The organism is Enterobacter cloacae complex sp. 402C9 (assembly GCF_050030745.1).
Taxonomy (GTDB): Bacteria; Pseudomonadota; Gammaproteobacteria; order Enterobacterales; family Enterobacteriaceae; genus Enterobacter; species Enterobacter intestinihominis.
On the sequence record NZ_JBLGUW010000001.1, the window covers coordinates 112,889 to 125,182 of the forward strand.

General features: G+C 55.8%; 15 protein-coding genes. 7 read left to right on the plus strand and 8 right to left on the minus strand.

All coding sequences use genetic code 11. The annotated features are described in order from the left end of the window. The first annotated feature begins 34 nt into the window (after positions 1 to 34). Positions 35 to 1,705 carry an NAD-dependent DNA ligase LigB gene (ligB, locus tag ACQG1K_RS00560; protein ID WP_367075562.1) on the plus strand — a complete coding sequence of 557 codons (1,671 nt, stop codon included), beginning with the start codon at positions 35 to 37 and terminating at the stop codon, positions 1,703 to 1,705. Between the two features lie 2 nt (positions 1,706 to 1,707). Here the strand turns inward: ligB and ACQG1K_RS00565 are convergent, their stop codons facing one another. Then, a complete protein-coding gene (locus ACQG1K_RS00565) occupies positions 1,708 to 2,325 on the minus strand; it encodes a trimeric intracellular cation channel family protein (RefSeq protein WP_023299016.1) in 618 nt (205 codons plus the stop codon). Between the two features lie 205 nt (positions 2,326 to 2,530). Further along, entirely contained in the window at positions 2,531 to 3,394 is an 864-nt protein-coding gene (locus ACQG1K_RS00570; protein ID WP_003860907.1) for a YicC/YloC family endoribonuclease, read from the minus strand. A 125-nt stretch (positions 3,395 to 3,519) separates the two neighbouring features. Here ACQG1K_RS00570 and rph point away from each other — a divergent pair, with 125 nt between their 5' ends. Beyond that, entirely contained in the window at positions 3,520 to 4,236 is a 717-nt protein-coding gene (gene rph, locus ACQG1K_RS00575; RefSeq protein WP_023305205.1) for a ribonuclease PH, read from the plus strand. Between the two features lie 66 nt (positions 4,237 to 4,302). Continuing rightward, on the plus strand, positions 4,303 to 4,944 hold the full coding sequence (gene pyrE / locus ACQG1K_RS00580; RefSeq protein WP_032622050.1) for an orotate phosphoribosyltransferase: 642 nt from the start codon (positions 4,303 to 4,305) through the stop codon (positions 4,942 to 4,944). Between the two features lie 82 nt (positions 4,945 to 5,026). Here the strand turns inward: pyrE and slmA are convergent, their stop codons facing one another. The 3 genes from slmA to coaBC form a co-directional block, all read right to left on the minus strand. Then, positions 5,027 to 5,623: a nucleoid occlusion factor SlmA gene (gene slmA, locus ACQG1K_RS00585; protein WP_003860901.1), complete on the minus strand. Its 597-nt coding sequence runs from the start codon at positions 5,621 to 5,623 to the stop codon at positions 5,027 to 5,029. 121 nt (positions 5,624 to 5,744) lie between these two features. After that, positions 5,745 to 6,203: a dUTP diphosphatase gene (dut, locus tag ACQG1K_RS00590; protein WP_015570042.1), complete on the minus strand. Its 459-nt coding sequence runs from the start codon at positions 6,201 to 6,203 to the stop codon at positions 5,745 to 5,747. Next, positions 6,181 to 7,392, minus strand: a complete 1,212-nt coding sequence (gene coaBC, locus ACQG1K_RS00595; protein ID WP_087878399.1) for a bifunctional phosphopantothenoylcysteine decarboxylase/phosphopantothenate--cysteine ligase CoaBC — start codon at positions 7,390 to 7,392, stop codon at positions 6,181 to 6,183. Before coaBC ends, dut begins: the two co-directional genes overlap by 23 nt. A 173-nt stretch (positions 7,393 to 7,565) precedes the next feature. On the opposite strand from coaBC, the gene radC reads away from it, so the two are divergent. The 4 genes from radC to mutM all read left to right on the plus strand — a co-directional run bounded on the left by radC (position 7,566) and on the right by mutM (position 9,757). After that, positions 7,566 to 8,231, plus strand: coding sequence for a RadC family protein (radC, locus tag ACQG1K_RS00600; protein ID WP_367075566.1), 666 nt, complete (start codon positions 7,566 to 7,568; stop codon positions 8,229 to 8,231). A 217-nt stretch (positions 8,232 to 8,448) separates the two neighbouring features. Continuing rightward, a complete protein-coding gene (gene rpmB, locus ACQG1K_RS00605) occupies positions 8,449 to 8,685 on the plus strand; it encodes a 50S ribosomal protein L28 (RefSeq protein ID WP_002436699.1) in 237 nt (78 codons plus the stop codon). Positions 8,686 to 8,707: 22 nt separating this feature from the next. Continuing rightward, positions 8,708 to 8,875 carry a 50S ribosomal protein L33 gene (gene rpmG, locus ACQG1K_RS00610; protein ID WP_003024094.1) on the plus strand — a complete coding sequence of 56 codons (168 nt, stop codon included), beginning with the start codon at positions 8,708 to 8,710 and terminating at the stop codon, positions 8,873 to 8,875. A gap of 72 nt (positions 8,876 to 8,947) precedes the next feature. Next, positions 8,948 to 9,757 carry a bifunctional DNA-formamidopyrimidine glycosylase/DNA-(apurinic or apyrimidinic site) lyase gene (gene mutM / locus ACQG1K_RS00615; RefSeq protein ID WP_003860879.1) on the plus strand — a complete coding sequence of 270 codons (810 nt, stop codon included), beginning with the start codon at positions 8,948 to 8,950 and terminating at the stop codon, positions 9,755 to 9,757. 2 nt (positions 9,758 to 9,759) lie between these two features. On the opposite strand, the gene coaD is transcribed toward mutM, so the two are convergent. From coaD to waaA, 3 genes are read right to left on the minus strand one after another with little or no spacing between them, the layout of a single operon-like run. Next, the gene (coaD, locus tag ACQG1K_RS00620) at positions 9,760 to 10,239 is read right to left on the minus strand and encodes a pantetheine-phosphate adenylyltransferase (RefSeq protein ID WP_022646622.1); all 480 of its coding nucleotides are present in this window, start codon (positions 10,237 to 10,239) and stop codon (positions 9,760 to 9,762) included. Between the two features lie 3 nt (positions 10,240 to 10,242). After that, positions 10,243 to 11,013: a glycosyltransferase family 2 protein gene (locus tag ACQG1K_RS00625; RefSeq protein ID WP_003860875.1), complete on the minus strand. Its 771-nt coding sequence runs from the start codon at positions 11,011 to 11,013 to the stop codon at positions 10,243 to 10,245. Continuing rightward, positions 11,013 to 12,287 carry a lipid IV(A) 3-deoxy-D-manno-octulosonic acid transferase gene (waaA, locus tag ACQG1K_RS00630; RefSeq protein WP_003860874.1) on the minus strand — a complete coding sequence of 425 codons (1,275 nt, stop codon included), beginning with the start codon at positions 12,285 to 12,287 and terminating at the stop codon, positions 11,013 to 11,015. The genes ACQG1K_RS00625 and waaA overlap by 1 nt, the downstream gene beginning before the upstream one ends. Positions 12,288 to 12,294 lie beyond the last annotated feature (7 nt).

A 12,294-nucleotide genomic window follows, 5' to 3' on the forward strand; every position in this document is an offset into this window, starting at 1 on the left:
GTTATACCTCCTCCAACGCAAAGGAGGGGTAATAATGTGGCGATGGATAAGCGGGTTTGCGCTGTTGTGGTGTAGCACCGGGTTAGCGGTATGCCCGGTATGGTCGCAGGCAAAAGCAGAAAAGGAAATTGTAGCGCTGAGCGCGCAGATCAAACGCTGGGACGATGCTTACTGGAAGCAGGGAGTCAGTGACGTTGATGACGGGGTTTACGATCAGCTTAACGCGCGGTTGAACCAGTGGCAGCGCTGCTTTGGTCATGTCTCTTCCGAAGAGAGACCGCCACCTCTGACAGGTAGTGTGACACACCCGGTTGCGCATACGGGCGTGCATAAGGTTGCCAGTAAAGCTGAGCTCAGCCAGTGGATGCGAGCCCGGCAACATCTCTGGGTGCAGCCCAAAGTGGATGGCGTGGCTGTGACGCTGGTGTACCAGGGCGGGAAGCTTGTCCGGGCCATTAGCCGTGGCAACGGTGTGAAAGGTGAAGACTGGACGGCGCAGGTTCGATCAATCCCCTCTGTTCCGCAAAACCTGTCCGGCCCCCTGGCAAATAGCGTCTTACAGGGTGAACTGTTCTGGATTCATGAAAACCACATCCAGCGTCAGATGGGGGGGATGAACATGCGGGCAAAAGTGGCGGGCGCCATGATGCGTCATAACGATAGCGCACTTCTCAGGCAGCTCGGCGTGTTTATCTGGGCCTGGCCGGATGGACCTAAAGAGATGCAGGTATCTCTGGATGCGTTGTCAAAAGCCGGGTTCACCCTGACGGCGCGTTATACGCTGCCCGCCGCGTCTGTGAATGCGGTCGAAGCGCAGCGTTCAGCGTGGCATACAACAGCATTGCCCTTTGCCACGGACGGCATTGTGGTGCGTTCAGCGGATGAACCCGCGGGCGACGGTTGGTTACCCGGTGAAGGCCGTTGGGTTGTCGCATGGAAATATACGCCTGTCGCTCAGGTTGCTGAAGTGCGAGGGATACAGTTTGGCGTCGGGCGAACGGGCAAGGTGTCCGTTGTAGCCGAACTGGATCCAGTAAAGCTTGATGATAAACAGGTGCGGCGGGTGAGCCTGGGGTCGGTCACACGCTGGCAGCGGCTGGATATTGTTCCCGGCGATCAGGTTCTGATAAGCCTCGCCGGGCAGGGGATCCCCCGATTCGATCGAGTTGTCTGGCGGGGAGCGAACAGGGAAAAACCAGAACCTCCGGCCCTGCAGTACCACTCGCTGACCTGTTTTTATGCCTCACCAGCGTGTATGGAACAGTTCTTTGCCCGGTTGACGTGGCTTAGCTCAAAACAAGGGCTAGGGATCGAGGGGTTAGGCGAGGCGGGCTGGCGAACGCTTCATCAGACGCATCGTTTCGAGAATATTTTTTCGTGGTTAACACTGACGCAGGCGCAGCTACAGTCCACGCCTGGCTTTTCCGCCGGGCGCGGGTTATCGCTCTGGCATCGTTTTAATATTGTGCGCAAACAACCTTTTATTCGCTGGGTCACAGCGATGGGGATCCCGCTGACAAAAGCCACGCTGAATGCGGTTGGGGCGGCGTCGTGGCAGGCGCTGAATCAGCGGAGCGCCGCTGACTGGCAGGCTTTGCCGGGAACAGGTGAAGAGAAGGCGCAGCAGGTCGTTAACTGGCTGCATGCGCCTCCCGTTGATAGACTGGCAAGGTGGCTGGCTGAGCAGCACATTAACGGGTTCTGACCTTAATGCGCGTTGTGCTTGTAATGAAAAACCGGCAGGCCAAGCTTCAGGCGCAATGCCAGCATACGCGCCGTGAAACCAAACAGCAGCGTGGAGATAACCACCACATCGTGGTTGGTGACATAGTGCTGCAAGGCGACATAAAGCACTGCCGCGGCAAAGGAGATGCCGGCGTACAGTTCCTTCTGGAAAACCAGCGGGATACGTTTGCAGAACATATCGCGCAGCACCCCGCCAAACACGCCCGTGATCACCGCCGCAATGGTGGCGATAACCGGGCCTTCACCCATATCGAGAGCAATTTGTGCGCCAATGATGGAAAAAACAATCAGCCCAAGCGCATCCAGCACCAGGAACAAGCGGCGCAGATGAGGCATCACCGGGGCTACAATCGTGGTTAACACGGCTGCCGTTGCCACGATAATGACGTACTCAGGGTTTTTAACCCAGCCGAGCGGATAATGGCCAAGCAGGATATCGCGCACGGACCCGCCGCCGAGCGCAGTGGCCGTGGCAATAATGATCACGCCGAAGGTGTCCATTCGGCGACGTCCGGCGGCAAGCGCGCCGGTCATGGCTTCAGCGGTAATGCCAATAAGATAGAGAATGTGAAGCAGCATAAACCCTCCGGAATGAAGTGGAGGAGGTTAGCGATTTGTGCGCAAGATCACGATTGAGATTTTCTAAGGCGAGGGGATTTGCCCTAAAGGAATTTATCAACGCATGCCAAGCGGGCTTGTGATAAGGCGGGAGGCAAAGAAAGTAAGGATAAATAAGGATTAGAAAAAGTAATGGGTGATGTGCCAGACACCACCCTGAAAGGTATTACTCGATATTCTGGATCTGCTCGCGCATCTGCTCAATCAGGACCTTCAGTTCAATTGCTGAATTGGTCACCTCTGCATTGATAGACTTAGACGCCAGCGTGTTCGACTCGCGGTTGAACTCCTGCATCATAAAGTCGAGACGGCGGCCTACCGCTTCTTTCTTCTTCAGGATGTTGTAGGTCTCTTTAACGTGCGCTTCCAGACGATCCAGCTCTTCAGCCACGTCTACACGCTGCGCCATCAGCACCAGCTCTTGTTCCAGACGGTTGTTTTCCAGCTGGACTTCCGCCTCTTCCAGTTTGGCGACAAGACGCTCACGCTGCCATTGCAGCACTTCTGGCATATGAGCGCGCACTTTAGCCACTTCGGCGCTCACGCCTTCAAGGCGTTGCTCAATCATCGCTTTCAGCGCCTGGCCTTCGGTTTCGCGGGCAACGATAAAGTCATCCAGCGTGCCGTCGAGTGCAGCCAGGATTTCAGCGGTAATCGCGTCCAGATCCTGCTCTCCGGCGGCCATCACGCCAGGCCAGCGCAGAATATCAACCGGGTTGATCTCGCCTTCATCGCTTTGCATTTTGACCCAGTTCGCCGCATTAACCAGCTGTTTTGCCAGCTTTTCGTTCAGGATCAGTTCGCCCTGTGCACTGGCATCGGGCTCAAAACGCAGGTTACATTCCACTTTCCCGCGGGTCAGACGCGTACGGATACGCTCACGCACCACAGGCTCCAGGCTGCGGAACTGTTCCGGCATACGGAAATATGTTTCCAGATAGCGCTGGTTTACCGAGCGCATTTCCCAGGTAGCGCTACCCCAGCTACCCTTGATTTCACGCCGGGCGTAGGCGGTCATACTGCGGATCATAGACATTCCCGTTTTTAAAGGAGAGATGGGGGGATTATAGCTTTCAGGGGCTTCTCAGGATAGGAATAAGCGTCCTTTATCCGTATAATGCGCAGCCACATTCGTTTCAAGCCGGAGAATCCATCATGCGTCCAGCAGGTCGTAGCACCAACCAGGTGCGTCCCGTCACCCTGACCCGTAACTATACAAAACACGCTGAAGGCTCCGTGCTGGTTGAGTTTGGTGACACCAAAGTGCTTTGCACCGCGTCCATCGAAGAGGGCGTGCCTCGCTTCCTGAAAGGTCAGGGGCAGGGGTGGATCACCGCGGAATACGGTATGTTGCCGCGCGCAACCCATACCCGTAATGCCCGTGAAGCGGCAAAAGGTAAGCAGGGCGGCCGTACTATGGAGATCCAGCGCCTGATCGCACGTGCGCTCCGCGCCGCGGTTGACTTAAAAACGCTGGGTGAGTTCACCATCACGCTGGACTGCGACGTGATCCAGGCCGATGGCGGCACGCGTACGGCCTCCATTACCGGTGCCTGTGTGGCGCTGGCAGATGCGCTGAACAAGCTGGTTGCCGCCGGTAAGCTGAAAACCAACCCAATGAAAGGGATGGTTGCTGCTGTCTCCGTTGGTATTGTTAACGGCGAAGCGCTTTGCGATCTGGAATACGTTGAAGATTCTGCCGCAGAAACCGACATGAACGTGGTGATGACCGAAGATGGTCGCATCATTGAAGTGCAGGGCACGGCAGAAGGCGAGCCATTCACTCACGAAGAACTGCTCACCTTGCTGGCATTGGCCCGAGGGGGTATTGAATCTATTGTAGCGACGCAGAAAGCGGCGTTAGAAAATTGATTTTAAGGCGACCAATGAGTCGCCTTTTTTTTGCCTGTAAGACTGAAAAGACAAAGGAGCAAATCCATGAAATCGTATCAGCGCCAGTTTATTGAGTTTGCGCTTAACAAGCAGGTACTTAAGTTTGGCGAGTTCACGCTGAAATCCGGGCGTAAAAGCCCGTATTTCTTCAACGCCGGGCTGTTTAATACCGGGCGCGACCTGGCACTGTTAGGCCGCTTCTATGCCGAAGCGCTGGTGGATTCCGGGATTGATTTCGATCTGCTGTTTGGCCCCGCGTACAAAGGCATTCCAATTGCAACCACCACGGCGGTGGCGCTGGCGGAGCACCATGACCGCGACGTACCGTACTGCTTTAACCGTAAAGAGGCCAAAACCCACGGTGAAGGCGGCAATCTGGTAGGCAGTGCGTTGCAGGGCCGCGTGATGCTGGTAGATGACGTGATCACCGCAGGTACCGCGATCCGTGAATCGATGGAAATTATCCAGGCTAACGGTGCAACGCTTGCGGGTGTGCTGATTTCGCTCGATCGTCAGGAACGCGGGCGTGGCGACATCTCTGCTATTCAGGAAGTGGAACGCGATTATGGCTGCAAAGTGATCTCTATCATCACGCTGACAGACCTGATTGCATATCTGGAAGAGAAGCCTGAAATGGCGGATCACCTGGCGGCGGTACGTCAATACCGCGAAGAGTTTGGCGTATAATTCAATTGCCCGGTGGCGCTACGCTTACCGGGCCTACCTGTTCGTAGGCCGGATAAGGCGAAGCCGCCATCCGGCGATGGCGTTACTGTAATTGTGCTGCCACTAACGGCCAGCGGGCGTCAAAATCGTCCGTTGGTCGATATTTAAACTCGCTGCGCACAAACCGGGAGAGCATCCCTTCGCAAAATGCCAGGATCTGGCTTGCCAGCAGCGTCTCATCCGTATTATATCCCTCGCCTTCCCGCATTTTCTTCTCGCGCAGAACCTGACGAAGCTGGGCTTCGATACGCTCAAAAAGCTGGTTTATACGGCCTTGCAGACGATCCTGTTCAAACATCAGCGCGTGGCCGGTAAGAATACGGGTCAGACCCGGGTTACGTTCACCAAAGCCCAGAATCAGCAGCACAATCAGACGCAGACGCGTGCTGGTGTCTTTTTCATCCTTCAGAATCAGGTTGATGCGCGTGATCAGGCTATCTTCGATAAACTCGATCAGGCTGTCGAACATCCGGGTTTTGCTCGGGAAATGACGATACAGCGCCGCCTCTGACACGCCCACAGAGGCCGCCAGCTTGGCGGTGGTGATGCGTTGACTGCCGTCGCTGGATTCAAGCATCAGAGCCAGAGATTGAAGTATTTCTTCGCGACGATTCCTTTTCGCGGTTTGTTTTTCTGCCATGTTACAAAATACCCCTGAAAATAAGCACTTGTCAGGCTGGCAACCACACAGCGACCCGCAAACTGACGTTTGCGGTTTGTTATTGCATTATGGCGCTGTGAGATGCGTGTTTGTCGGGCGGTTATTTGCGCCCGGAATGGCCGAAGCCGCCTTCGCCACGGTCGGTAGCGTCGAAGTCTGCCACCAGGTTAAATTCTGCCTGCACCACCGGTACAAACACCATCTGCGCAATACGCTCGCCCGGTTCAATGGTGAAGCTGTCCTGGCCACGGTTCCAGACGGATACCATCAGCTGACCCTGATAGTCAGAGTCGATCAGGCCGACCAGGTTACCCAGCACGACGCCATGCTTATGGCCCAGGCCAGAGCGCGGCAGGATCACCGCTGCCAGTGACGGGTCAGCAATGTGAATCGCCAGCCCGGTCGGGATCAGGGTCGTTGCACCCGGCGCCAGTTCTACGGCGTCATCGAGACAGGCGCGCAGGTCAAGACCGGCAGAGCCGGAGGTGGCATACGTTGGCAGCGGAAATTGCTCGCCAACGCGCGGGTCCAGAATCTTAACGTCGATTTTTTTCATCATAACGGGTAACGATCTCGTCCAGTAATTGTTGGCCCAGGAGTTCTTTGCGCTCAAGCGGTAAGACTTTATCTCCATCCTGCCAGAAAAGGTGCAATGCGTTGCTGTCGCTGTTAAATCCTTGCGTGGACAGCGATACGTCGTTCGCGCAAATCAAATCGAGGTTTTTGCGGGTACGTTTTTGCCGGGCATATTCTTCCACATTATTCGTTTCTGCGGCAAACCCAACAACGTAAGGACGATGAGTTTTCAATGCGGCGACACCGGCAACGATATCCGGATTCTTCACCATTTTTATTGTTAATTCATCACCTTGCTTTTTAATTTTGGCGTCGGCAATGGTTTCGGCGCGGTAATCAGCGACGGCCGCACAGCCGATAAAAATATGCTGCTGTTGAGCATGCGCCTGTACGGCGGCTTCCATTTCCAGCGCGGTAGTTACATCAATACGCCGCACAAACGCAGGGGTGGTAAGCGACACCGGGCCGCTCACCAGCGTCACGTTCGCGCCGCGTTTGGCTGCCGCGGCAGCAATTGCAAAGCCCATTTTGCCGGAGCTGTGGTTGGTGATGTATCGCACCGGATCCAGCGGCTCGCGCGTGGGGCCCGCGGTAATCATGATGTTGAGATGTTGCAGATCGTTGACAGGCGAGAAATGGGCGGCGGCCATATCAACAATCGTCAATGGGTCGAGCATACGCCCTGGCCCCACGTCGCCACAGGCCTGGCTGCCGCTCTCCGGTCCCCAAATTAGCAGGCCGCGCGAGGCCAGCGTATCCAGATTATGCTGGGTAGCGGCGTTGCGATACATCTGCTGGTTCATTGCGGGTACAACCGCGACGGGCGCAGGCGTGGCGAGGCAAATGGTCGTTACCAGATCGTTCGCCATCCCGGCCGCCACGCGGGCAATTACATCTGCCGTGGCGGGGGCAAGGATAACCAGATCGGCCCATTTCCCCAGCTCAATATGGCCCATTGCGGCTTCGGCTGCCGGGTCGAGAAGGCTGTCGGATACCGGGTATCCCGAGACGGCTTGCAGGCTCAGCGGGGTGATAAAGGCTTTGCCGCCTTCGGTGATCGCGACCCGTACGTCGGCCCCGCGCTCGCGCAAACGGCGCACCAGGTCTGGCGTTTTATAGGCAGCAATACCGCCGCTGACGCCAAGAACGATTTTTTTACCGGCCAGGCTCATCATGATTCTTTCCTGTTGGGTTTCACCAGAGAGCGGGCATTTTATCACAATCCCTAAAACGGGGTGATGATGTCCTCAATTCACTTTGCGAGGCGCTACGCAAGAACGAAACGCCAGCGTCGAGCCCCGAATTTGCCTGTGGCAGCATAATGGCAAACAGAAGGAGGCCGGACATGGAAGAGACTGAACTGCTGCTACCGCGTGAAAAAATGCTGCGCCATGGCGTCACGTTGTTAAAGGACGACGAGCTGCTGGCGCTCTTTTTACGCACAGGCACGCCGGGGAAAACGGTATTTACGCTGGCGAAAGAGCTGATAGAGCATTTCGGCTCACTGTATGGATTGTTGACCGCCGAGCTGGAGGCGTTTACGCACGTTGAGGGTATTGGCGTGGCGAAATATGCCCAGTTGCGGGGCATTGCGGAGCTGGCCCGGAGATTTTACAACGTGCGTATGGAGGAAGAAGACCCGATCCTCACCCCCGATATGACCCGCGAATTTCTGCAAAGCCAGCTTTCCGATCTGGAGCGGGAGATCTTTATGGTGATCTTTCTCGACAACAAAAACCGGGTACTGAAACATACCCGCCTTTTTTCGGGAATATTGAGCCACGTTGAGGTGCATCCGCGTGAAATTGTGCGGGAAGCGATAAAAGTGAATGCAGCCGGCGTGATCCTCGCGCATAATCACCCCTCTGGCTGTGCAGAACCAAGCAGAGCTGACAAAGCAATTACCGAACGTATTATCAAATGCTGTCAATTCATGGACATTCGTGTGCTGGACCATCTGATAATTGGCCGCGGAGAGTACATTTCTTTTGCCGAACGTGGCTGGATTTAGGCCTTTTCTCGCGATCCATCGGGATCTTTGTCTGTTCGGGACTTGAGCACACCGCCGAGTCAGCGTATACTACGCCACCTTTGAGAATCTCGGGTTTGGCATTTGGGCCTGGCAATCGAGAGTTCAATAGAACTATGCGATGACCGGGCTGTAAAGCCTGACGAGGCGCCGATACCCCATACGAAGCTCGAGCTAATTTGATTTTTGGAGAATAGACATGTCCCGAGTCTGCCAAGTTACTGGCAAGCGTCCGGTGACCGGTAACAACCGTTCCCACGCACTGAACGCGACTAAACGCCGTTTCCTGCCGAACCTGCACTCTCACCGTTTCTGGGTTGAGAGCGAGAAGCGTTTTGTCACCCTGCGCGTATCTGCTAAAGGTATGCGTGTAATCGATAAGAAAGGCATCGATACAGTTCTGTCCGAACTGCGTGCCCGTGGCGAAAAGTACTAAGTACTTAAAGAGGAAATAAATCATGGCTAAAGGTATTCGCGAGAAAATCAAGCTGGTTTCTTCTGCTGGTACAGGTCACTTCTACACCACCACGAAGAACAAACGTACTAAGCCGGAAAAACTGGAACTGAAAAAATTCGATCCAGTTGTACGCCAGCACGTACTGTACAAAGAAGCTAAAATCAAATAATTTTAGTCTCCTTGTATTGAAAAACCCCGCAACTGCGGGGTTTTTTGCATTCTGCATCTCAACGGAGGAACCATGCCTGAATTACCTGAGGTAGAGACCAGCCGCCGCGGCATTGAGCCCCATCTGGTTGGCGCGACTATTCTTCATGCTGTCGTTCGCAACGGGCGTCTGCGCTGGCCGGTGTCCGATGAGATCCACGCGTTAAGCGATAAACCCGTCCTGAGCGTACAGCGCCGCGCGAAATACCTGCTGCTGGAGCTGCCTGACGGCTGGATCATTATCCATCTGGGCATGTCGGGAAGCCTGCGCATCCTCACCGAAGAGTTGCCTGCGGAAAAGCACGACCACGTTGATCTGGTGATGAGTAACGGCAAGGTGCTGCGTTACACCGACCCGCGTCGCTTTGGCGCATGGCTGTGGACCAAAGAGCTGGAAGGGCACAATGTGCTGGCGCATCTTGGACCTGAGCCGCTCTCAGAGGCGTTTAACGCAGATTATCTCAAAGAGAAGTGCGCGAAAAAGAAAACCCCGATTAAACCCTGGCTGATGGATAACAAGCTGGTCGTGGGCGTGGGGAATATCTATGCCAGCGAATCGTTGTTTGCCGCCGGGATCCATCCCGATCGGCTGGCCTCTTCGCTGTCTGCGCAGGAGTGCGAGCTGCTGGTCAGAGTGATTAAAGCGGTACTACTGCGCTCAATTGAGCAGGGCGGGACGACGCTGAAGGATTTTCTGCAAAGCGACGGGAAGCCGGGCTATTTTGCGCAGGAGTTGCAGGTTTATGGTCGTAAGGGGGAACCGTGCAGAGCATGCGGGACGCCGATTATTGCCACGAAGCACGCTCAGCGCGCCACGTTTTACTGCCGTCAGTGCCAGAAGTAGGGTTACTTTAACTTTTCCATCAACGCCTGGTGGACGTTAACCGGCAGAAAGTGGGTAACGTCCCCGCGATGGCGCGCCACCTCTTTCACCAGCGAAGAAGAGATGAAGGACCACTCTTTGGAGGGCATCAGGAATACGCTCTCCAGCTCCGGCATCAGATGGCGGTTCATGTGCGCCAGCTGCATCTCATATTCGAAGTCTGCTACCGCGCGAAGACCGCGGATCAGGATATTGGCCTGCTGGGCACGGGCAAAGTTTGCCATCAAATCGCTGAATCCGACGACCTCAACATTCGACAAATGCGAAATCGCATCGGTGGCAAGCTGCACGCGTTCGTTCAGGTCAAACATCGGCTTTTTGCTCGGGCTGGCGGCAATGGCCAGAATCACCTTGTCGAACATACACGCCGCACGGGTGATGATATCAAGATGACCGTTAGTGATCGGATCGAAGGTACCCGGATAAATCGCTTTTGTGCTCATGGCTCACGTTTTCTCTGAGTAGCCGCGGTTCAGCGCCCACAGCTCGGTGTATTTATTGAAAGTATACTGGGCATTCACTACCGCCAGTAACCAGCCCTGTTTGCCGTCCAGCACGCCGCCACGTAGCAGCAGCGTTTTCAGAAACGCGCCCAGCGTGTGGGTGAAGATGCCGGTCAGCGTGGCCTTCTTGCCGCGCGCATGCCGCTCCTGTGCCCAGGCGGTGGCATAGTTCAGCTGTTTCCGCTGGAAGCTGGCGAAATCGCGGCAGGTCAGATGAAGCAGATCGCCCGTCAGAGGGATGACCTGAGCGTTATCGCAGGCCAGAGACTCATGGACCAGGTTGTCGTTGTACTGATAACGCTCGCGGGCATAGAGGCGCATCACGCGGTCGGGGTACCAGCCGCTGTGGCGCATAAAGCGGCCCAGAAAATAGTTACGACGCGCGATACTGTAGACCGCGCCGGGCTGTGGCGCAGCAAGCACCGTTTGAATGGCCTGTCGGAGTTCCGGGGTGACGCGCTCATCGGTATCGATCATCAACACGTAATCGCCTGTGGCGTAACCCTGCGCACGCTGACGCTGAATACCGTAGCCCTGCCAGTCGGTGTCGGTAAAGACTTTTGCCCCGGCTGCACGGGCAACGTCCGCCGTATTGTCCGTACTTCCGGAATCGAGAATGACGATTTCGTCAGCCCAGGCAACAGAGGCCAGGCAATCCGGAAGCAGGTCGGCGGCGTTTTTGGCGATCATCACGACCGACAGACGCGTTGACATTAGTGGCTCCGCTGCGGCAGGTAAGGTTGCAAAAGTTGCAGCAGACGGGTCAGTGCGCCCTGGTTCTGATGCAGGACTTCAACGGCGTGACGACCGTACCACAGGCGGTAATCTTCGTCAGTCAGAAGGGTTGAGACCTCTTTGACCACCGAGTCCGCATCGGTCACGGTGATTAAGCCATCGGCTTGCTGCAATTTCGCGCAGATATCTTTGAAGTTAAACGTGTGTGGACCCATCAGCACGGGAATGGCGTGGGCTGCCGGCTCCAGCGGGTTATGACCACCGCGCTCCACCAGGCTTCCGCCAACGAATGCAAGATCGGCAATCCCGTACAGCAGCATCAGTTCGCCCATCGTATCGCCAATCACCACCTGCGTGCTGCCAGAGGGGATTTCGCCGCTGCTGCGCAGGGTGAAGCTGAAACCGCCTTTTTGCACCATCTCCCGGGCATCTTTAAAACGCTCAGGATGGCGAGGCACCAGAATCAGCAGTAAATCAGGGAATTTTTCCAGCAGCTGGCGGTGAGCCTGAAGAATAATGGCCTCTTCGCCGTCATGGGTGCTGGTGGCAATCCAGACCTGGCGACGCGGCGCCCACTGACGACGCAGCGTCACCGCACGGGCGGCGAGTTCAGGGGTGACGGAAATATCGAACTTCAGGCTACCCGTGACCGCAAGCTGGTTGCGCTTCAGGCCGAGGGCGATAAAGCGCGCGGCATCTTCTTCGTTCTGCGCGGCGATCAGCGTAATTTTGCTGAGCAGGCGACGCATAAATTTACCCAGCTTGCCGTACCCTTTAGCCGAGCGTTCCGACAGACGCGCGTTGGCGATAACCAAAGGAATTTTACGGGCATGCAGGGCGGAAATCATATTCGGCCACAGTTCAGTTTCCATGACGATCACCAGTTTAGGGCGAACGGTATTCAGGAAACGGTTCATGGCGCAGGGGAGATCGTACGGCAGGTAGACGTGATGCACGTCTTTACCGAAGGCAGACATCACGCGCTCTGAGCCTGTTGGCGTCATCGTGGTGACGGTGATGGGCAGTGACGGATAACGGTGGCGTAAGGCACGCACCAGTGGAATGGCGGCCAGCGTTTCCCCGACTGACACGGAATGCAGCAGAATACCGTCCGGCGCCACTTTATTGCGGCAGTAGCCATAGCGTTCGGCCCAGCGTTTACGGTACGCAGGCGCTTTACGGCTACGAAGCAACAGTCGCAGCCACACCAGTGGCTGAATGATGTAGAGCAGGGCGGTATACAACAATTCCAAGCGATTA